Annotated in this window: 19 protein-coding genes; 10 read left to right on the forward strand and 9 right to left on the reverse strand. The window is 47.0% G+C overall.

Annotation, left to right across the window (positions count from 1 at the left end; genetic code table 11):
• The first annotated feature begins 43 nt into the window (after window positions 1–43).
• Window positions 44–406 (forward strand): exosortase system-associated protein, TIGR04073 family, encoded by a 363-nt coding sequence (locus KF839_RS06345; RefSeq protein ID WP_292917000.1) that lies wholly within the window; start codon window positions 44–46, stop codon window positions 404–406.
• Window positions 407–500: 94 nt separating this feature from the next.
• Here KF839_RS06345 and KF839_RS06350 read toward each other — a convergent pair whose 3' ends face one another.
• Together KF839_RS06350 and KF839_RS06355 are read right to left on the reverse strand one after the other, a co-directional pair.
• A complete protein-coding gene (locus KF839_RS06350; RefSeq protein ID WP_292917001.1) occupies window positions 501–965 on the reverse strand; it encodes a hypothetical protein in 465 nt (154 codons plus the stop codon).
• Between the two features lie 149 nt (window positions 966–1,114).
• Window positions 1,115–1,534, reverse strand: a complete 420-nt coding sequence (locus tag KF839_RS06355; protein WP_292917002.1) for a protein YgfX — start codon at window positions 1,532–1,534, stop codon at window positions 1,115–1,117.
• Between the two features lie 114 nt (window positions 1,535–1,648).
• On the opposite strand from KF839_RS06355, the gene ygfZ reads away from it, so the two are divergent.
• On the forward strand, window positions 1,649–2,689 hold the full coding sequence (gene ygfZ, locus KF839_RS06360) for a CAF17-like 4Fe-4S cluster assembly/insertion protein YgfZ (protein WP_292917003.1): 1,041 nt from the start codon (window positions 1,649–1,651) through the stop codon (window positions 2,687–2,689).
• 30 nt (window positions 2,690–2,719) lie between these two features.
• Here ygfZ and KF839_RS06365 read toward each other — a convergent pair whose 3' ends face one another.
• Window positions 2,720–3,427: a DUF502 domain-containing protein gene (locus tag KF839_RS06365; protein ID WP_292917004.1), complete on the reverse strand. Its 708-nt coding sequence runs from the start codon at window positions 3,425–3,427 to the stop codon at window positions 2,720–2,722.
• 360 nt (window positions 3,428–3,787) lie between these two features.
• Between KF839_RS06365 and KF839_RS06370 the strand changes: the two genes are divergently transcribed.
• Complete coding sequence (locus KF839_RS06370) at window positions 3,788–5,251, forward strand: dynamin family protein (protein WP_292917005.1); 1,464 nt, start codon at window positions 3,788–3,790, stop codon at window positions 5,249–5,251.
• A gap of 69 nt (window positions 5,252–5,320) precedes the next feature.
• Here KF839_RS06370 and KF839_RS06375 read toward each other — a convergent pair whose 3' ends face one another.
• Window positions 5,321–5,713, reverse strand: coding sequence for a hypothetical protein (locus tag KF839_RS06375; RefSeq protein WP_292917006.1), 393 nt, complete (start codon window positions 5,711–5,713; stop codon window positions 5,321–5,323).
• Window positions 5,714–6,219: 506 nt separating this feature from the next.
• Between KF839_RS06375 and KF839_RS06380 the strand changes: the two genes are divergently transcribed.
• Together KF839_RS06380 and ppk1 are read left to right on the forward strand one after the other, a co-directional pair.
• Window positions 6,220–7,338, forward strand: coding sequence for a PQQ-dependent sugar dehydrogenase (locus KF839_RS06380; RefSeq protein WP_292917007.1), 1,119 nt, complete (start codon window positions 6,220–6,222; stop codon window positions 7,336–7,338).
• Window positions 7,339–7,395: 57 nt separating this feature from the next.
• On the forward strand, window positions 7,396–9,477 hold the full coding sequence (gene ppk1 / locus KF839_RS06385) for a polyphosphate kinase 1 (protein WP_292917103.1): 2,082 nt from the start codon (window positions 7,396–7,398) through the stop codon (window positions 9,475–9,477).
• Between the two features lie 8 nt (window positions 9,478–9,485).
• On the opposite strand, the gene KF839_RS06390 is transcribed toward ppk1, so the two are convergent.
• The 4 genes from KF839_RS06390 to tadA are packed head-to-tail and all read right to left on the reverse strand — an operon-like array spanning window position 9,486 to window position 15,027.
• The gene (locus KF839_RS06390) at window positions 9,486–12,365 is read right to left on the reverse strand and encodes an EAL domain-containing protein (RefSeq protein ID WP_292917008.1); all 2,880 of its coding nucleotides are present in this window, start codon (window positions 12,363–12,365) and stop codon (window positions 9,486–9,488) included.
• Window positions 12,362–14,017 carry a FecR domain-containing protein gene (locus KF839_RS06395; RefSeq protein WP_292917009.1) on the reverse strand — a complete coding sequence of 552 codons (1,656 nt, stop codon included), beginning with the start codon at window positions 14,015–14,017 and terminating at the stop codon, window positions 12,362–12,364. Before KF839_RS06395 ends, KF839_RS06390 begins: the two co-directional genes overlap by 4 nt.
• Before the next feature lie 58 nt (window positions 14,018–14,075).
• Window positions 14,076–14,555, reverse strand: coding sequence for a L,D-transpeptidase (locus KF839_RS06400; protein WP_292917010.1), 480 nt, complete (start codon window positions 14,553–14,555; stop codon window positions 14,076–14,078).
• Window positions 14,545–15,027 (reverse strand): tRNA adenosine(34) deaminase TadA, encoded by a 483-nt coding sequence (gene tadA / locus KF839_RS06405; RefSeq protein WP_292917011.1) that lies wholly within the window; start codon window positions 15,025–15,027, stop codon window positions 14,545–14,547. The genes KF839_RS06400 and tadA overlap by 11 nt, the downstream gene beginning before the upstream one ends.
• A 135-nt stretch (window positions 15,028–15,162) precedes the next feature.
• Between tadA and prmB the strand changes: the two genes are divergently transcribed.
• The 5 genes from prmB (at window position 15,163) to KF839_RS06430 (ending at window position 19,283) form a co-directional block, all read left to right on the forward strand.
• Complete coding sequence (gene prmB, locus KF839_RS06410) at window positions 15,163–16,062, forward strand: 50S ribosomal protein L3 N(5)-glutamine methyltransferase (protein WP_292917104.1); 900 nt, start codon at window positions 15,163–15,165, stop codon at window positions 16,060–16,062.
• Window positions 16,059–17,189, forward strand: coding sequence for a lytic transglycosylase domain-containing protein (locus KF839_RS06415; RefSeq protein ID WP_292917012.1), 1,131 nt, complete (start codon window positions 16,059–16,061; stop codon window positions 17,187–17,189). Before prmB ends, KF839_RS06415 begins: the two co-directional genes overlap by 4 nt.
• A 79-nt stretch (window positions 17,190–17,268) precedes the next feature.
• Window positions 17,269–17,523: a Rho-binding antiterminator gene (locus tag KF839_RS06420; protein WP_292917013.1), complete on the forward strand. Its 255-nt coding sequence runs from the start codon at window positions 17,269–17,271 to the stop codon at window positions 17,521–17,523.
• Window positions 17,524–17,590: 67 nt separating this feature from the next.
• Window positions 17,591–18,679: an A/G-specific adenine glycosylase gene (mutY, locus tag KF839_RS06425; protein ID WP_292917014.1), complete on the forward strand. Its 1,089-nt coding sequence runs from the start codon at window positions 17,591–17,593 to the stop codon at window positions 18,677–18,679.
• On the forward strand, window positions 18,672–19,283 hold the full coding sequence (locus KF839_RS06430; RefSeq protein WP_292917015.1) for a 5-formyltetrahydrofolate cyclo-ligase: 612 nt from the start codon (window positions 18,672–18,674) through the stop codon (window positions 19,281–19,283). Before mutY ends, KF839_RS06430 begins: the two co-directional genes overlap by 8 nt.
• Window positions 19,284–19,302: 19 nt before the next feature.
• Here the strand turns inward: KF839_RS06430 and KF839_RS06435 are convergent, their stop codons facing one another.
• The gene (locus KF839_RS06435; protein ID WP_292917016.1) at window positions 19,303–19,929 is read right to left on the reverse strand and encodes a flavin prenyltransferase UbiX; all 627 of its coding nucleotides are present in this window, start codon (window positions 19,927–19,929) and stop codon (window positions 19,303–19,305) included.
• Window positions 19,930–19,966: the final 37 nt, after the last annotated feature.

Raw genomic sequence — 19,966 nt, forward strand, 5'->3', positions numbered from 1 at the left:
AGTCATCTTTAATTAACCATTATTTGAAATATAAGGATTAGCTATGGCCAAATTGCTTCAAACCCTACTGATTGCGTTCATAATCTCGTTAACTGCACCGCAATTGGTATTTGCCGAACAATACCCCGATAAAGTCATGGATAAACTTGGTAACGGTCTCGCCAATGCAGCAACAGGCGTTGTGGAAATTCCGAAAGCGATTACCATCGTCGGTAATCGCGATGGTGTCGTTCATGGCATGACTATCGGTTTCTTAACAGGGATAGCGAATGCGGTCGGGCGTTCATTAAGCGGGGCTTTTGATATTGCTACTTTCTTGATCCCTACGACCCCTTTTGTTAAACCCGCTTATATATGGGATGAATTCAATCGGGAAACTGTTTTTGTCGAATCACAGATGCGCTGACATGCATTTTTTCGCCATTATGTTCATTTTTAAAACTCGATGGCGAGAATCTCCTGAGTTCTTCTGAGCAACTTCTCGCCCATGTTCACATCACTCAAATAGGATTATTGATGATTACCGGTGGTGAATCCGCTATCAGACATTCCCTAAATAGATAACTACCCGACTCTTCAGCGAATCCATCACTTTCAGTCAAGTCAAACCAAACACAATCCTTTTCTTTGAATGAGTAGCGGTATTTGTCGGGGAATTTCATGTCGGGTAATGAAATTTCGTGAAACAACCCTTTCTCGACCCACCATCGCCCCGATTCGGTGAAATATGTGCTCTCACCATTCGGACCAGTGAAACTAAAGTCGACCGTATACGAACCATCGGCATTTCGTATCTGCGTCCAACGTTTTAACAAGCCCCCTGTCTCCAAAAATTCTCCAGACCAAACACCGATTAACTTAACATCAATATACGGCTGCTGATTGGTAGCCATCATTGTTTTACAACCAGTTAAGAAGAACAGTAGAAACATCATCGTAAAAATTTTTTCAACTGTCATGTTCATAAGTGATACGTACGTGCATGAATTATAGGAAGACAATAATGATCAATATCCGGTAGTGAAGCTGTGATTAAGCATCTAAGCTTATTTCGGTCATTATTTGACTAATCGCATGCGACAATCAATCAAATTTTCTTTCATGTAATTGGTTTTCACTTCCAGCGTAACCACACACGAAGTTGCCGGTAGGCTTCCGCATCGATACCATCCGGCAGGATTACGATACTATCAGCAAAAAAATTTCCTTCCGGTTGCAGAACCAAAACAGTCAAATAAGGCGCCACAAAACTATTATTCAAGATGGTACAGATAATTATCGCATTTGATCGAGTGGTCATCGTGCATTGGTTTTTTTCGGTCAAAGTTAGTTCAGTCACTGCGTTCTTCGCTAACAGCAAGGCATCTTTGCGCAGGTAATAGACAAGGCTGATGATGATCAGAATAGAAACCATACTTTTGATAATCCAAAATATCGGCAATAGCCATAACAAAATAGCTGAAACCACATGTGCGGTTAGTAAAATCACTGCAAGTACATACGATGGCTTGCGTTGAATGGTTAAAGTAGTCATAACGAAAATCACGAAAGGAATCTGTCATCAATCAATTTCCATGCGAATCTGATCCTCATTTTAGTCAATTTCTTTATCGTATAATCTGCTCAAATTATTCATTACCAATATTTTATGAACACTGAATGGCAAAACCACTTACTTGATCGGCAAGCTATCATCAAGAATCATTGCGTGTTCGATTTCGGCAATTTTTCCGCTGAACTTCTGGCTGCTGAAACAACAACCGTGATGACTGATTTATCGCACTGGGGCCTTCTGCAATTTTCCGGTGACGATGCCCAAGCATTTCTGCAGAATCAACTCAGTTGCGATATCCGTGAAATTGGCTTGAATGCAGCAAACTACGGTAGTTATTGCACTCCCAAAGGCAGGGTGTTGGCAAATTTCATTGTGTGGCAACGCGAGAATGATTTATTCATGCAATTACCTGCCAGCTTGCTGAGCGCTGTCCAGAAACGATTATCGCTTTATGTATTGCGTGCCAAAGTTAAAATCACGAACTGCAGCGATACATGGATACGTTTCGGCATTGCCGGTGCAAATGCGATTACATTGATACGCGATATCGAAAATTCGGTTAATGATTTTGCCTATCCGATGCAACTTCAGCACTCTGAAAAATTCAGTGCGCTTTATCTCTCACAGAATCGCGCAGAGATTATAACCACTATAGAAAATGCTCAGGCAACATGGAATCAACTCAGCCAGCACGCCAGGCCAGTGGGGGCCAATTGCTGGAATTGGTTGGAGATTCGAGCTGGAATTCCAAATATCCTGCCTGAAACACAGGAAATGTTTTTGCCGCAGATGATTAATCTCGATGCAATCGGCGGCGTTAGTTTTAAAAAAGGCTGCTATCCAGGACAAGAAATCGTTGCACGTACCCAGTATTTAGGAAAACTTAAACGGCGCATGCGATTAGTCCACATAGCAACCACTGAAACGATAGCAGCCGGCGATGCACTCTATAGTATGGATATGAATGATCAACTAAGCGGAAATATCGTGAATGCTGAGCCTTCGCCACACGGTGGATTTGATGCGTTAGCAGTCGTGCAACTAAGCAGTATCGATGCCAATGAAATTCATTGTCTTTCAACTCAAGGTCCGGTATTGGAATTTCAATCACTACCCTATTCGCTACCGGTTTAAGCCAATCAGAGACTCCGAAGATTGAGGCTGTCACTCAGGAACTGTTTGCTCTTGTCGTTTTGGTTTTTGCGAAAAACGCACATTTTCGGGTGCATTGGTGCCACCTGTTACAACGAATGTCATCGCTTCTTCGGTGGTCCAATCGGTCAATATCACATGGTCCATTGGCAGGATTTCAATATAACCGGATGTCGGATTCGGTGAAGTCGGCACATAGACAGCGGCTAATTGTTTTCCGTTGTCTTTATCCCGCATGATTTTGGTAATAAAACCGACAGCTTTCATTTCCGACGAAGGAAAACTGATTAATACCACCCGCTGGCCGGTCACTGGCGGTTGGCTGATGGTGTGCAAAAAGCGCTTGGTCGCGCCGTAAATTGTTTGGACTAGAGGCAATCGTGCCAAGATATTTTCGTAAATGCCGATTACTTTTTTCCCAATAACAAAAGAAGCCAGCAAGCCGATGCCATACAAGCTCGCGATCGTCAGCAATGCGGCAACAGCATGCTGAAAATTCGAGTCCAGCAACCAACTGGCAGTCGTATCAGAGAATGGGCGCACTGCGCGCGCCATTCCTTTTAGTAGCGGATCACCGATGCTTGCCAATAAGTTTAATAAAAAATCAAACACCAGCCATGTAACCCACAAGGGCGCAACTGTCAGAAAGCCGATTAGAATATACCGTGCCACATGTGCGAAACGTGCGGTGCTTCGTTCTTGATCGCTATCGACTGTCATGGTTTGAAGTTTCCCTTACCCATTGATTTAATTTCATACGAATGTTTTTCTTTTTATCCGGTAAGCGCTATTTTGGAACACGCTATTATCCAAAATTTGGTTCTTATTAAATTGGCTATGATAATATCATTAAGCACATAGCTACCATAAATCTATGCAACACCATTGATTGGCAAGCCAACATTGTCTTGATAAAATCCATCGGGTTTTTTAGTGATTGTTTTTCCAATGACTGGCCAATATTCGTGGTTATTTAAGTTATCAGCGATATCGACTTTGATGTTTTAACTGCAAACACGCATGTCGCATTATTTACTCAATGTTCATGAAATATATCTTTAGAAAATAAAAGGGATCGTTATGTCACAAAGCTCATCACAAATTAATAAATACTTAAAAAGCTTACAAAAACATCTGACTGACGAGCATCCGGATAATCCGACGCTGGCCAATGCAGTCAAAAGCTTCCGTAAAATGGATTATGTAGGCCACAGTATGGGATTGCTTGAAAAAGATCAATCGTATGCAACTTTTGTGACATGGTGGCCGATGATTGCGGTCTTGGGAACATTTTCCGCTGGTAAATCAACTTACATCAATTCATATCTGGATGTTCCGTTGCAACGTACCGGGAACCAAGCTGTCGATGATAAATTTACGGTAATTTGCTACAGCCGGCACAATGAAGCGAAAACCCTTCCAGGTATTGCATTGGATGCCGATCCGCGTTTTCCTTTTTTTCAGATCAGCCGCAGTATCGAAGAAATTTCTGAAGCCGGGCAAGAACGAATTGATGCTTACTTGCAGCTTAAAACCTGTCCTTCGGAAAACCTTCGTGGAAAAATCCTGATCGATTCTCCGGGTTTCGACGCTGATAATCAACGCGCGTCTACATTGCGCCTAACGCAGCACATCATCAATTTATCCGATCTGGTTCTGGTCTTTTTTGATGCTCGCCACCCGGAACCGAAGGCCATGCAGGACACGTTGGCGTACCTGGTTTCAGCCAGTGTAAGCCGTGCCGACGCCAACAAATTTCTGTATATCCTGAATCAGATCGATGTCACTGCCCAAGAAGACAATCCTGAAGAGGTTGTATCGGCTTGGCAACGCTCCTTAGCGGAGGTCGGTTTGGTTACTGGTCGTTTTTATCGGATTTATAATCCCAGTGCTGCCGTTCCGATCGCCAATCCGCATATTCGTCAACGTTTTGAGAAAAAACGCGAAGAGGATATGGCTGATATCAACGCGCGCATTCGCCAAATTGAAGTCGAACGTTCGTACCGCATCGTCGGTAAGCTTGAGCAAACAGCTAAGAGTATCAAGAATCATTTTGTTGTTAAGCTTTCCGATATGTTGAACAGATGGAAAAGCAAAGTGATGCTCTTTGACAGTTTAGCTTTCATCTCATTGGTATTACTAGCCGGAACCGGTTTACATATGACGGATTCCTGGAATTTATTACCGATGTTTCAAGAGAAACTGCAACAGCATGATACTGCGTCCATTGTCATCGCGGCCTTGCTGGTCATCACGATCCTCTATATCCATTTTTCTATCCGCCGTGCGGTTGCAAATAGTTTGTTGAAGAAATTGGCTAGCGAATTAGGTAACGATCAAGATACTTATAAACAATTTATGCAAGCTTTCAACAAAAGCACCGCGGCAATACGGCCAATGTTCCTGAAGGGGCCTTCCGGTTGGAATGAAACCACGCAACAAACGATTGATGAAGTCATCAATGAAGCCAACGATTACATTCAAAGTCTAAACGACCAATTCACCAATCCTTCGGGTAATGGCGGAGAAAATTCGCAGGTTTGAGTAATGAGTGTAATAGCATGAAACTCTTGGATCAGGAGGCCAATCGGTATTCGATTGGCCTGATTCATGTTATGCAAAAATAGCAGTTAACTTTGCTATTAAACTTGTGATAATCGGTTGAAAGACTCCCAAGAAGTTATCCAATTGCAGCATTCCTACGATCAGAATTAGTGTTCCACCGGCAACGATTCCATATTTGAGGCCTAATACGAAATTTGCTGACGCAGGCGCGCGGGTATAAGTTTGATTGGAGAATGCGAGGAATATTTTAAAAATCCCCAGTAAGAAACCTGCAGCAATACATCCTAAAAATAGGTGTAATGCACAAAAGATCCGTTTGGTTAAACTTTCATCTGCAAATTCAAGACTTGAAAAGCGCAGGCAAATAATAATCACAATGAGTAAAATGAGGGAGTTCCAAAAACCTCCAAATCTCATTCTCACTTCACTTTCCATACTCATAAAACTCTCCCTTATAAAAATTAATTACAAAATGATAATTGCCCGATGCACACTATCATAAAATTGACTGAATCTTCATGCTTCAATTTCAAATAAATACGCGTACACAGTGTTTCTGATATTTTGATACTTAACCCACGGTTAATAGAATCAAAACAGACATGGTTATAGTCATTGCACCCAGACTATTTATTCTACATAACTTCCACAAAAATATATAACGGGATATTCAGACTATAAATTCTTGTATCTGCTTTTGCTCATAGTTTTTAATGAAGAAGCCCCCTCACGAAATACTGCAATGTATTGTTGCTACCCTGCTCATTCTGAGAAATCGCAACGGTGTTGTCTACAATTTTTGCAGCAAAAAGTAATCGAGGTTCATTCTTACCGGTTTGAGCGGCACTTTCACAGATCAACTTATCTTGTGGCAAGTGTTGAGCACGCCGCAGAGGAATGTTACATTGTTAACCACATAACCACTGTGACGCATACAAAGGAACACAATGATTCATAAATTCGCGGCTTTATTGCTACTATTGCTGCCAGCCTCCGGTTTATTTTTATCCAATGCAAACGCTCAACGCATCCAAACCGAGTTTGATGTTCGTTTGGTCGCCGAAGGATTGCAATTCCCGTGGGGCATGGCGTTCATGCCGGACGGCCAGGTGTTGGTGACGGAGAAAGTTGGGCGCTTGCGTATCATTGCACCGGACGGACATATATCCGAGCCTATCAAAGGCGTCCCCGCGGTATTTGTGCAACAACAAGGCGGATTACTGGATGTTGCACTGGATCCGGAATTTGCAAAAAATCGGATAATCTATCTGTCGTACGCCGAACCGGAAGGATTTAAAGCGAGCACTGCAGTCGCTCGCGCGGAATTAAAAGATGGCAGCTTGGAAAATTTGAAAGTCATCTTCAGGCAATTGCCCAAAACCGAAGGTGGCGTGCATTTTGGTTCACGGCTGGTATTTGCACCGGATGGCAATTTGTTTATTACCTTGGGAGATCGGGGTAATTATCTGGAAGAAGCACAAAAAACCGATAATTATTTTGGAAAAATCATTCGCATCCGTCCCGATGGCTCGATTCCCGCCGACAATCCGTTTGTCAACGACCCCAAAGCAAAACCCGAAATATGGTCATACGGTCACCGCAGTGTGCAAGGTGCCGCGATCAATCCCAAAACCGGTGCACTGTGGATCCACGAGCATGGCCCCAAAGGCGGCGATGAAATCAATATCCCCGAACCCGGTAAAAATTACGGCTGGCCTAAAGCCAGCTACGGCACGCATTACGATTTAACGCCCATAAAGGATGAGCATGCCGGGCAAGGTTTCGAGGAGCCGATTTATCATTGGACCCCATCGATTGCGCCATCCGGCATGGTGTTTTACAACGGCAACCTGTTTCCTGGATGGCGCGGCGGTTTATTTGTCGGCGCACTGGTAGGCCGGCACATCGCCCGGTTAACATTGGATAACGATAAAATCCGCAATGAAGAAAAGCTGTTATTGAATACGGTCCGCTTCCGCGATATCGAACAAGGTCCCGATGGCGCGCTATATTTGCTGACCGATGAAGAAAACGGCAAACTACTCAAACTAACGCCTAAACAATAACAAATGAGAAATACGGCAGCGCCTATTGCAACTCCACCCGAGCAATCATCGCCCCCTATGGAGGCAATCGATCTAAAAAATGCATCGCTATATATTAATCGTGAACTCAGTCTGCTGGAATTCAATCGCCGTGTTATCGAGCAAGTCAAAGACGATAGTTTACCGTTACTCGAGCGGTTACGTTTTTTATGCATCGCCAGTACTAATCTGGATGAATTCTTTGAAATCCGCGTAGCCGGATTGAAGCAGCAAGTGAAATACGGCTTAACCCAAACGGGTGCCGACAATCTGTCACCCGCGGAAGTATTGGCGCGCGTCAGCGAAACCGCGCACCATTTTGTCGAAGAACAATACAGCGTGTGGAATGACATGATCATCCCCGCACTGGCTAAGGACAATATCCGGTTGCTGCGCCGTTCGAAATGGAAACCTCAAATCGGCCGCTGGATGCAGCGCTACTTCAAAAACGAAGTATTACCGGTACTGAGTCCGATCGGCCTCGATCCGGCGCATCCATTTCCGCGCGTTCTGAACAAGAATCTGTATTTCATCATCTCGCTGGAAGGCAAGGATGCTTTCGGCAGGGATTCGGGATTGGCCATCGTGCAAGCGCCGCGTTCATTGCCGCGGATTATTCATGTTCCGGCAAAATTGAGTGGCGGCAATCATGATTTTGTAATGTTGTCATCGATTATTCATGCGCACGTCCGTGATTTGTTTCCGGGTATGAATGTCACCGGCTGTTACCAATTCAAAGTCACGCGCAACAGTGATTTGTTTATCGACGATGAAGAAATTGACGATTTGCTACGCGCTCTGGAAGGTGAACTACCGTCGCGCCGGTTCAGCGATGCAGTACGGTTGGAAGTCGCCGACAATTGTCCGGATAACCTGAGTCACTTTCTGTTACAAAAATTTGACCTGCAACCCGACGATCTCTATCAAGTCACTGGCCCCGTTAACTTGGGGCGATTGCTCGCTATCTGCGATTTGGTCGATCGCCCGGAATTGAAATTCGCCGCCTTTACGCCTGATATTCCAAAACGCCTGCTAAAAAATAATAATATCTTCGATGTATTGCATAATGGCGATATCCTATTGCATCACCCTTTCCAATCGTTTGCGCCAGTCATTGATTTTTTGCGCCAAGCAGCCGCCGACCCCAACGTCTTGTCGATCAAGCAAACACTCTACCGTACCGGCGCCGACTCGGTGATCGTTGAGATCCTGAAAGGTGCGGCCCGCGCTGGGAAGGAAGTGACCGTCGTGGTGGAGTTGCGCGCGCGCTTTGACGAAGAAGCCAATATCGAATTGGCAAGCGAACTGCAACAGGCCGGCGCACATGTTGTTTACGGTGTAGTTAACTATAAAACACACGCCAAAATGATTCTGGTCGTGAGAAGAGAAGGGCGAACCTTGCGCCGCTATGTTCATTTGGGCACCGGTAACTATCATGCCCGCACTGCCCGGATCTATACCGATTATGGCTTGCTGACCTGTGATAAAGCCATCGGTGAAGATGTCAATAAACTGTTTCATCAGTTAACCGGATTAGGACGCGCCGGTAAGTTAAAAAAATTATTGCAATCCCCTTTTACCTTGCACAAAGGTATCTTCACTTTTATCGAAAAAGAAATCAACGCTGCAAAGGAGGGGAAAAAAGCTTGGATCATCGCCAAAATGAATGCGCTGGTCGACCCGGAAATCATTGCCGCGCTCTATAAAGCATCGCAAGCAAATGTCAAAATTGACTTGATCATCCGCGGCGTTTGCTGCCTTCGTCCCGGCGTCAAAGGCGTATCCGAGAATATTACCGTCCGTTCCATCGTCGGACGGTTCCTGGAGCATACCCGCGTCTATTACTTTCATAATAGCGGCGAAGAATTGGTTTTTTGCTCCAGCGCCGACTGGATGACACGCAATCTTCATTACCGCGTGGAAGTTTGTTTTCCCATTGAAGAAAAACGCACCAGCGATACGGTGCTGGATTATGGCTTATTAAATTATTTATCGGATAACACGCAAGCCTGGCTGTTACAAAGCGATGGTTCGTACAAACATTTGAAACCCGGCACTGCAAAACTGCGTTCGGCGCAGCAACTGCTTCTGCAGCATTATTGCAATATCGCACCTTCTTGATCGTGGAATCATTGTTTTACTTCAAGCAAGCCGCATAATCTTTCAATAGAAACCGGGTTAGGCTGGTCCGCCTCGCTGAGCAGTTGCATCATCGCATCAAACGGTACCGGGCGGCTGAAATAGTAACCCTGCTGCAAATAACAATGATTATCGAGCAATATCCGCACTTGCCTTTCCGATTCAACGCCTTCCGCGACAATCGCCAATCCAAGGTTTCCTCCCAAGCCGATGATGGCCTGGACAATTGTTAAATCATTGAGATTCTGATCCAAGGCCCGGATAAACGATTTGTCGATTTTCAAAATATCGATCGGCAATTCCCGCAACAGCGTCAATGAAGAATACCCGGTACCAAAATCATCGAGCGCGATCAAAACACCCAGTGCCCGAATTCGCGTCAAAATTTCCGAAGCCCGCCCTAAATCACAAACAACAGCTGATTCTGTAACTTCGAGTATCAATGAAGCGGGCGGAAATTTCGTTTCGATTAATACCTGTGACAATGTATGCACAAAGTTACCATGCAACAATTGATGAGGATGCACATTGACAGAAACATGAATCGCTCGCCCGGCGAGTAATAATTGCTGAACATCCAGGCACGCCGTCCGTAACACTTTTTCTCCCAATTGTCCCATTAACCCAACGCTTTCCGCCAACGGAACAAATTCGCTCGGAGATAATTCACCCCGGCTCGGGTGCGGCCACCGCACCAATGCTTCCAAACGTACAATACGCCGCTGATATACATCGACAATCGGTTGATATAACACCAGCAACTCATCGCCATTCAAGGCTGTCCGTAATTCCTTTTCCAACACCAACCGGTCTCGCGTCCATGCCACCGAAGATTCGGTTGAGTAAGATCCGAAATTGTTGCCCCCTTCATTTTTCACCCGGTGAATTGCGGTACTGGCACGCTCCAGAACTTCTTCGCAATTGACGCCATTGTCCGGAAAAAAACTAATGCCGATACTTACAGTTACAAAGATATCCTGATCAAGCAAATGAAATTTCTGCCGGATTGCTTCAAGAATCCTCTGCGCCATCTGAAATGCGTTTTCTTTTTTATTCAGCGAGTTGAACAATAATACAAATTCATCACCTCCCCAACGCGCCACGATAGCATCTGATCCCGCGGTATCGACAAGCCGCCGTGAAACCATTTTTAATAATTCGTCACCGGCACGATGACCTAATGCATCGTTTACCTTTTTAAAACCATCCAATGCTACAAAAAAAACGGTAATCATATGATTGACCGGAGCCGCCGCCAATTCTTCAAATCGAGCCACTAACAAAACCCGGTTGGGCAATTTGGTCAAACTGTCGTAACTTGCCTGGTAAGCGATCTGCTTCGTTAATTCAACGGTATCGGTGATATCCGCCAATGCCACCACATAGCCGATCAGGGTATCATGCTCATCGCGCAGTGCATGCCGGGTAATGCGAACCGCGCGTTTGTCGTTGTCGGATGTTTTTATATAGCATTGCATCGAACTGGCATCGGGGGCAGGTAGCGGCAATTCAAAATCGTCCGATTCCACTAAAGCGCTATCGTGCATTCGACTCAATCGCATCAGTTTGGTCAGTAAAACACCTTGTACAACATTCAAGGGCATCCTGAGAATCTTTTCCGCACCCTTGTTCATATAAATAATATGATCGTGCGCATCGGTCGTGATGACGCCGTCCCCTACCGATTCCAATGCAGCGCTGGATTGAACTTTGGTTTCAAACAACGAATGCATGAATTCGTTAATTCTCTTCCAGTTGAGCAATGGATAAATCGAAATCGTGCCGAGCATGGCCGCTGCCGGAGGAAACCAGATACACAAGTGGCTCAATGAAAGCCAGACCAGCAACAATCCGAGCATTAGCATCGCCAATAATGAGAGAACGGAAATATCACGTAAATAAACACCGGCCACAAGCAAGATCATCAACACCCACGCGGCTGAGATAATACTTGCCACGAGGTTGGGAAACGGTGTGATGGCACGATCATGTAACAGCATATTTACAACATTTGCATGCCATTCAATGCCGCTCATAGGTTGCCGGTTAATCGGAGAAACCGGTGTCGCAAATCTCGTTCCCAAGCCGGTAGCTGTCATACCGATCAGCACGATTTTATCTTTTAAACCAGCCAATACCTGATCATCAGACAATACTTGAATATACGACAATTGTTGAAAGCTGCCAGGCGGTCCGGCATAAGGTATTAGCATTTCCTGCGTCCGGACCCAACGCCCGGCTGCTGTAATGCCGTAATCGGAGAGAGATTGATGGCTATCCGTAGCCGATCGGGTTTTCGCGTAATCCGCAATTGCCAGCCCCAGAGCCGGCCATGAAGACTGATCGATGCCTGCCTTCAGGAAAATACGGCGAGCCACGCCGTCACTATCCAATTCGATATCGGCATGCCCCAGAATTGCATGCTTACGAAAGATACTAAGCGGTTCAACCAAGAAGACGTGCTCAAAACCGCTCTCAGCCGGGGCTACCGGTAAAATGACCGGACCATGGTGCGCCATTGCTGATGCAAGCAACTCATCCGCATAAAAATCACTTTCCTGTGGTTCCGCGAACAATAAATCAAGCGCGATCACACGGCTGCCGACACTCTGAAGACGATTGATGAGCTCCGCGTGAACACTTCTTGACCAAGGCCAACGTCCTAAGATCCGCAGACTGTTCTCATCAATCGCAACAATGACGATATGATTGTCGGGAGCATCGTGCCGTACCGCCGAGAGCCGGTCATAAAAAACCGCATCAATTCGCTCCAGCGTATCAAAATAAGACAGGGCTCCTACACCTGAAAGCAGTAGAAATACGCGCAACAGAAATGTGCCGCGATAAATCTTCTGTGACCACTGAATCATATTAATAGATCAATTAGCGGTGCGAATGGCAATAGCATCCAATAGGGATTAGCATAGGGGATATCGATCGCTTGCGGTGGTCCCCAGGGTCCTTCAAAGCCATCCGCTTCAATGGTTTTGGTGCGAAGATAATAAGTGCCGCCATCCGGGCGTTGAACACTCAGCTGTGTAGCCGAAGTTTGTTCGTCATGCAGGATTTTCTGAAATTCCCGGTCGCGTGCCAATTGAAAGTGAAAACGTTGACCTGCTCCGCCGGCTCGCCACCCGAATGTCATTTGCGATTTATCGAACTTGGTTTCTTCCATTGCCGGGCCGGGAAAAGGCATACGGAAAGGCATTGCATCCGTATACGGCCCAATGCCCTCGGTAGCGGAAACCGATGCGATTCGCCAAAAATATTGACCTGGGGTCAATGGCTCGGTCAAATGGAAATCGTTGGTTTTAACTTGTGTATCCTTCGCAACCAAATCCGAAAATCCGGCATCCTTGCTCACCATTACAATATAGTGCGAAGCTTCGGGTTGTATCGCCCATTTAAATTCCCGAGTTATGGGATCCGCCACGCCATCCGGTAGCGGTGCAATGATAAAAGGCGGTTCGGGACGAGCATTCAATGTAAAAGCGATTACCGCGTCATAGCCCTCGATACCGTTCGCATCAATACCGCGTACACGCAGCCAGTAATCGCCATCAGGAATATCACCATCGCGGAACGGTAATTTTTCCGTGGTAAATTCAGTTCTTAAATTCTCGAATTTTTGATCGCTGGCGATTTGCGCACGATAAGCAACCGCACCGTCTAGTGGATTTAATGTAATAGCCAGCGGTAACTGTTCATAAAGTGACGGTGTGTTGCCAAGATCCGGCGGCGGCAGCAGCTTGACCGGAGCGCTGGGAGGTAAGCCTGTCGCAGTGACGGTTCCGAAACCCGCCGGAATGCCGACTTCTTTTGTGTCACCGGTCACTTGCACCAATCCGCTAAGCACTTCACTGCTGGTGCTTTCTTCCCCGCTGACTATTCCTACACGAAAATCCGTACCGCGCACGGAACTCACTGCCGAGGGTGTTTTAATCCGGAATCGGGTGCCGATTTCGGATTCCTTCGGCACGGCATTTTCGGTTCGGCCTTTTTGCAAATCTACGAAAGTATCCACCAAACCAAAATCACCGAAGATTTTCATCGCATCGATACGAATGAAACTGCTGTCCTGCAAGCGGAGAATCGATTGGTCGGTAAACTCTATGGTGACAAAACTGTCATTTTCACTACGGATTTCATCGCCGGCGAAAAGCTGCATTCCCAATTCAATCGGTATATTTTCGTCGATATCCAAACGTTTCAACAACGCGGCCCCTTGTACATTCACTACGCGCGCAGTCACACCATCGGTTCGTTGTTTTGACCAAGCCACCGGTATTTTAATTTTAGTTCCTAGCGGAATCGAAAAAGGATTGATGATTTTATTGAGCTGCTGCAATTGATGAACATAGCGCATACTGTTTAGATGCCGCTCGGTGACATTCCACAAATTATCTCCGGGGCGAATGGTATAAATCCATTCTTCAGCAGCTGCATAATTAGGTGCAGCGATTAAACCGGAAAGCAACCATAACCAACTGATTAAGTGTTTCTTCGATTTGAGAAGCTCCATGTCATTCTCCGGTATATGTCAGATAATTCTGAATTTTAAGGTAAATTATTACAATTTTCTATGCAATAATTTCAACCGCTGTGCCAGCACTGACGAAATCGAATAATTCCACCAAGTCGTTGTTGCGCATACGAATACACCCGATCGATCCGGGTTGCCCCATCTCCACACTATCCGGTGTGCCATGAATATAAATATAACGGCGCATGGTATCGACCGAACCTAAACGATTAAATCCAGGCTCGCAGCCGGATAACCATAGAATGCGAGTAAGAATCCAGTCCCGTTTGGGGAACTGCTCCGCCAATTGCGGCGAATAGACTTCACCAGTTGGGCGGCGTCGGATAAAGACAGTGTTGAGCGGTTGGCCGTCGCCAATTTTGGCGCGAATGATATGTTTACCGAGCGGTGTGCGAAAACTGCCATTTTCCTGACCGGTACCATTCTTGGCCGAAGAAATGCGGTATCGCCTGATGACTCGTTCTTGCGCATCGAATAATTCCAATTCCTGAGCGGTAATATCGATTTTAATTTTCATGATCGCGTAACTCGGCTAGTTTGCGGCGCTGCACAAAAAATTGTGTCAGTAATTTGCTGGCTTCCGGCGCAAGTACCCCGGCAGTCACTCGTAAATGATGATTCAGACGGCTTTCCATCGTTAAATCAATCACACTGCCGCACGCACCCGTCTTGGGATCAGTCGCGGCAAAAACCAAACGTTGAATACGTGCATGAAAAATTGCACCGATGCACATTGCGCACGGTTCCAAGGTGACATACAAGGTGCAACCCAGCAAGCGGTAGTTGCGCAAATGATTTCCGGCATCGCGTAGCGCCATGATTTCAGCGTGCGCAGTCGGATCGGTCGCGGAAATCGGACGATTATGACCCCGTCCGACAATGATGCCGTGCTGCACTACGACCGCACCTACCGGCACTTCGCCGCACGCCTGCGCTTGCTGTGCGAGCGTCAAGGCCGCTTGCATAAACTGAACATCCAAGTCCGTCATCAATTTTCTTAAATTCGGAATGACAAAGTTAACTAAAGGAATGATTATTTGTGCTACATTGCAGCGCGTAACGGCGGAAAACGCCGGTTCAAATTATTTATCAACGTTGATTTAACCAGCCGATTATCGAAATCCATGTTTTCCGAAGCACACCCACAACTTCATACCATCCGCGACCTGTTACGTTTTGCCGTCAGCCAGTTTAACAAAGCCGGATTGCATTTCGGCCACGGTTCCGCCACTGCTTTTGATGAAGCGGCATATCTTATTCTGAAAACGCTTTATTTGCCACTCGATCAACTCGAACCGTTTCTCGATGCGCGCCTCACCGCAACCGAATGCAAACAAATCCTCGGCATCCTCGAGCGCCGCGTTCATGAACGCATTCCTGCAGCTTATTTGACGCATGAAGCCTGGCTCGGCGAATTCAGTTTTTATGTCGATAAGCGCGTGATCATCCCGCGTTCGTTTATTGCCGAATTGCTGCAAACGCAATTGTCACCGTGGATCACCGACCCTAATGACGTCACGATGGCACTCGATCTATGCACCGGTTCCGGTTGTCTCGCTATTTTACTGGCGCATGCTTTTGAGAATGTACAGATCGATGCTGCCGATCTTTCCAAAGATGCGCTCGCCGTAGCGAAAAAGAATGTGCAGGATTACGGATTGGAACACCGGATCGAGCTGATCGAATCCGATCTGTTCTCATCCCTGAAGAAGAAACGCTACGACTTGATCATTAGCAATCCGCCCTACGTCAACGCCGAATCGATGCAGCAATTGCCGCAGGAGTACCGTCACGAACCCGGCAGCGCCCTTGCCAGCGGTAATGACGGCCTCGACGCCACCCGGCGGATCCTGCGGCATGCCGCCCAGCACTTAACCGAGGATGGTATCCTCATCGTCGAAATCGGCCACAACCGCGATGCGTTGGAACAAGCGTATCCGCAATTACCGTTTACCTGGTTGGAAACCAGCGGCGGAGATGAATTTGTGTTTTTGTTACAGCGTGAGCAGTTACGGAATGAATGACCGAATGTATCCTAGTGAATAATACCACTCGCACTGACAACCCTGTATCAAAGCCGGTCAAGCCTAAGCTGAAACGCAAACGTAATACGGTGATGCGCAGCGATCGCGCAGTATCAAGAACTTACAAACGCACCAGAAAAAATCCGTTCGACGGATTGCAACGAAAAGTACTGCTGGTCGGTATTGAAATCACTGCATTAATCATCGCCGCGGCATGCGCCATTATCTTGTTACTCGGCCATGCAGCCAACCGATTCTCGGGCACCGGCTTTTTCGCCAACTTATTACCGTTTACCGCAGGAATTTTGGCATTGATACTGATAGTCAGCCTTTTCCTGATCGGCTGGTGGAAATTGCGGCAATGGTTGCGAATACGCTCGGAATATTGGATACCCGTTTTATCGGTGGCGCTTGCACTGCAGACTGCGTGGTTTGTCACTCATGATCAATTCACACTGGCTTACGGCCATTTCCGCACGCTGGTCGGCGGCAAGGAAGAAGCTGGCCGCGTGACGATCGCGCATCAAGTGTATGCCGCATACCGGCGACAGGATGCGGCGCAGTTGCAAAAAATGCTCAATCGCTCTCAGGAATACCGGCAAGTCATCGAAGCAGCAGCGCGTACATTCAGAATCGACTCCCATTTATTGCACGGTCTCGCGGCTACCGAATCGTCATTCATTCCACGCACCAGCAGCGATGGCGGGCGCGGTCTGTTTCAAATTACCCGCGTGCCGGAAGCGGCGATCAATCAGGCACGCCGGTATTTAGGCACGGACAAAATTCTGCTGGATGATTCGCGACACAATGCCTTTGTCGCAGCCGCAACATTTAAGCATTACTTGGCGGAAATGAACGGCGATTTGTTCCTGGGATTGCTGGCGTATAACATCGGTCCGGCAAACGGCGGCCTGCGCTTTATCATGCAACAATACGGCGCAACCGATTTCACTACGATACAGCCCTATTTGCAAACGCTGCCGCGCGATTATCCGATCCGGGTGCTGAGTTATTCTCTGGCATTCCGGTTATGGCATCAGGAAGGTAAGCTACTGGCGTATGAGGAAGGTAACAATGCCATTCAAATCCAACGTATCGGCATACCGGGGCTGCATACCGGCCTATAGCGATCCATAGCCGTTGCGCTGCATATCGCCTTTGCGTGTATAGTACGCATTCTGTTGTTCATTGGAGAAAATCACAACGATGTCAAATACAGTTATTGACTGCGAGCTTCACGATTTCGTCGAAGTCGCTTGCATGTACCGCTATCAGTTGAAACTCATTTTAAAGGACGGCCAAGTTATCGAAGGCACAGCCATCGATATCGTCAATACGCCTGAGAAGCGCGAGTGTCTCGTCATCGAAAACGATGACCGGCACCAAGTTGATCTAATGCTGCTCGCCAAAATGCAAGTGCTCACACCCAATGCCAAGTTCCAGGAAGTGGTTTTCGAATAACATTTATCGTTAACCGCTAATCCGCATTGATGCTTTCTTCATCAGCCGATCATTTGCACACTTTCCAATGTCATTCATCGCTCAAAGTTTAATCCGTTGGCATCCGTTGCATGGACGCCATGATTTGCCTTGGCAGCGCAGCCGTGATGCTTATGCGATTTGGCTATCGGAAATCATGTTGCAACAAACGCAAGTCAGCACGGTAATTCCTTACTATGTGCGTTTCATGCAAACTTTTCCTGCGATTGATAGCTTGGCGCAAGCACATCTCGACGATGTGCTTACTTTGTGGAGCGGTTTGGGTTACTACTCACGTGCGCGTAATTTGCATTTAACCGCCCAAAGAATTGTGCATGAACACCATGGAAGATTTCCCGAGTCGCGGGAAACCATTCAACAGCTCCCAGGTATCGGCCGTTCGACAGCCGCTGCGATTGCAGTCTTTGCATTCGGGCAACGCGAAGCCATTCTCGATGGTAACGTGAAACGGATTTTTGCGCGTTTTTTCGGTATCGAGGGTTATCCCGGACAACCCAAGATTCAAAACTTGCTATGGCAAAAAGCCGAGCTATCACTCCCCGCCGATCATCGTGGCGATAATATCGAAACTTACACTCAGGCTTTGATGGATCTGGGCGCTGTTATCTGCACCCGGGATAAACCGCAGTGCGGCATATGCCCGTTACAGCCGCAGTGCATCGCTTGGCAGCAACAACGCACCACGCAATTGCCTACTGCCAAACCGCGCAAACCATTACCCCGGAAAGAAACCGTATTGCTGTTACTACAGTATCAACAGCGATTGCTGCTTAAGAAGAGACCGGCACCCGGCATCTGGGGAGGATTATGGTGTCCGCCGGAAATGGAAATTGGCGCCGATGTCATGGATTATTGCCATCGGCAATGGGGTTTTGCAGTTCGACCACCGGTTGAATTACCGGCGTTCGATCATCAATTCACGCATTTCAAATTACGCATTCACCCGCAGCTATTGCATGTTGTTTCGGATAATTCGATCACGTCTCCGGATTATGTCTGGTTAAAACCGGCGGAAGCGATCGTGCAAGGAATTCCGGCGCCGGTGCGCGCACTTTTAAAACGAAACTTTTTGCAGAACTATACTCCCTCCTCTTCTCTCATCGAACAATATGGATAATCTGGTCGAATGGAAAAAGCAGCAACGCAAGCAATTGATTGCAACGCGCGAAGCGGTTGCGGAACATTTGCGCCGGCAATGGAGCGCAGCGATTTCGGCTTTTCTCAAACAAGGATTAGCGCAGCCGCAACAGATGACAATCGGGATCTATTGGCCATTTCGTGGTGAATATGACTTCCGCCCTATTGCCGAGTATTTTCTACAACGTGGCGCAACGCTGGCTTTGCCGGAAGTCGTCGAGAAATTCCAACCGCTGCGCTTTCGCGAATGGCTGCCGGATATGTCGATGATAAACGGCGCCTATGGAATTCCGGCACCGGACAACACCCCGATTGTCAGGCTCGATGCAATCATCGTGCCGATGGTAGGATTTGATCCGCAAGGTTACCGGCTGGGTTACGGTAGCGGTTATTATGATCGCACGCTTGCAACCTACGAGCACCAGCCATTAACCATCGGCATCGCTTTCGAGTTGCAGCGCTTGCCGGATATATATCCGCAAGCGCATGATATTTCAATGCATTATATCGTCACAGAAGCCGGAATTTTTCAAACCAAAGCACACCATTTAATTCCTGCTTCAGTACTTCAAAATTCAAAGTGACTTTAAAGAAACTATAATATCAACCTTCCCCGCCCCAGCGCGGCATCAGATCATGCTTGACGTTCAAATGATCCAGCACGCGCGCAACCACGAAATCCACCAGATCTTGCACGGTTTGCGGATGATGATAAAAACCGGGATTCGCCGGGAGAAGAGTAGCGCCGCTTCGTGCCAGCTTTAACATATTTTCCAGGTGAATCATGGAAAACGGTGTTTCCCGCGGTACGATAATCAACGGACGGTTTTCTTTCAGCATGACATCAGCCGCACGCTCGATTAGATTTTGACTCATCCCGGCAGCAATGGCCGCCAAAGTTCCCATCGTGCAAGGACAAATCACCATCGCATCGGCCGGGTTGGAGCCGGATGCAACCGGCGCAAACCATTCCTCGCGACCGAACACCCGCAATTGCTCGTCAAAAATGTTATAACGGCCACGAAGAAAGGCTTCGGCTTCTTTGGCGCTGGACGGCAGCGCCAATCCCATTTCCTGCTGTGCAACGATTTGTGCGACTTTTGAATAAAGTAAGTAGACTTGTTTGTTTTGTTGCAGCAACACTTCAAGCAAGCGAATTCCATACGGCATTCCCGATGCGCCTGTAAACGCCAAGGTAATCGTGTCAGGACTGCTTATACTTGTCCGCATTGCTATGTGAGATCATGATCGGAATGAATAAAGAAGC

This window comes from Nitrosomonas sp. (assembly GCF_019635155.1).
Taxonomy (GTDB): domain Bacteria; phylum Pseudomonadota; class Gammaproteobacteria; order Burkholderiales; family Nitrosomonadaceae; genus Nitrosomonas.

What these genes read in the sequence shown, in the direction of transcription:
- KF839_RS06435 (WP_292917016.1), bottom strand. Translation starts at nt 19,929, where the DNA reads ATGCGGACAAGTATAAGCAGTCCTGACACGATTACCTTGGCGTTTACA.
- KF839_RS06400 (WP_292917010.1), bottom strand. Translation starts at nt 14,555, where the DNA reads ATGAAAATTAAAATCGATATTACCGCTCAGGAATTGGAATTATTCGAT.
- KF839_RS06375 (WP_292917006.1), bottom strand. Translation starts at nt 5,713, where the DNA reads ATGAGTATGGAAAGTGAAGTGAGAATGAGATTTGGAGGTTTTTGGAAC.
- KF839_RS06415 (WP_292917012.1), top strand. Translation starts at nt 16,059, where the DNA reads ATGACCGAATGTATCCTAGTGAATAATACCACTCGCACTGACAACCCT.
- tadA (WP_292917011.1), bottom strand. Translation starts at nt 15,027, where the DNA reads ATGACGGACTTGGATGTTCAGTTTATGCAAGCGGCCTTGACGCTCGCA.
- KF839_RS06365 (WP_292917004.1), bottom strand. Translation starts at nt 3,427, where the DNA reads ATGACAGTCGATAGCGATCAAGAACGAAGCACCGCACGTTTCGCACAT.
- ppk1 (WP_292917103.1), top strand. Translation starts at nt 7,396, where the DNA reads ATGGAGGCAATCGATCTAAAAAATGCATCGCTATATATTAATCGTGAA.
- KF839_RS06380 (WP_292917007.1), top strand. Translation starts at nt 6,220, where the DNA reads ATGATTCATAAATTCGCGGCTTTATTGCTACTATTGCTGCCAGCCTCC.
- KF839_RS06350 (WP_292917001.1), bottom strand. Translation starts at nt 965, where the DNA reads ATGAACATGACAGTTGAAAAAATTTTTACGATGATGTTTCTACTGTTC.
- mutY (WP_292917014.1), top strand. Translation starts at nt 17,591, where the DNA reads ATGTCATTCATCGCTCAAAGTTTAATCCGTTGGCATCCGTTGCATGGA.
- KF839_RS06370 (WP_292917005.1), top strand. Translation starts at nt 3,788, where the DNA reads ATGTCACAAAGCTCATCACAAATTAATAAATACTTAAAAAGCTTACAA.
- KF839_RS06345 (WP_292917000.1), top strand. Translation starts at nt 44, where the DNA reads ATGGCCAAATTGCTTCAAACCCTACTGATTGCGTTCATAATCTCGTTA.
- ygfZ (WP_292917003.1), top strand. Translation starts at nt 1,649, where the DNA reads ATGAACACTGAATGGCAAAACCACTTACTTGATCGGCAAGCTATCATC.
- KF839_RS06390 (WP_292917008.1), bottom strand. Translation starts at nt 12,365, where the DNA reads ATGATTCAGTGGTCACAGAAGATTTATCGCGGCACATTTCTGTTGCGC.
- KF839_RS06420 (WP_292917013.1), top strand. Translation starts at nt 17,269, where the DNA reads ATGTCAAATACAGTTATTGACTGCGAGCTTCACGATTTCGTCGAAGTC.
- KF839_RS06430 (WP_292917015.1), top strand. Translation starts at nt 18,672, where the DNA reads ATGGATAATCTGGTCGAATGGAAAAAGCAGCAACGCAAGCAATTGATT.
- prmB (WP_292917104.1), top strand. Translation starts at nt 15,163, where the DNA reads ATGTTTTCCGAAGCACACCCACAACTTCATACCATCCGCGACCTGTTA.
- KF839_RS06395 (WP_292917009.1), bottom strand. Translation starts at nt 14,017, where the DNA reads ATGGAGCTTCTCAAATCGAAGAAACACTTAATCAGTTGGTTATGGTTG.
- KF839_RS06355 (WP_292917002.1), bottom strand. Translation starts at nt 1,534, where the DNA reads ATGACTACTTTAACCATTCAACGCAAGCCATCGTATGTACTTGCAGTG.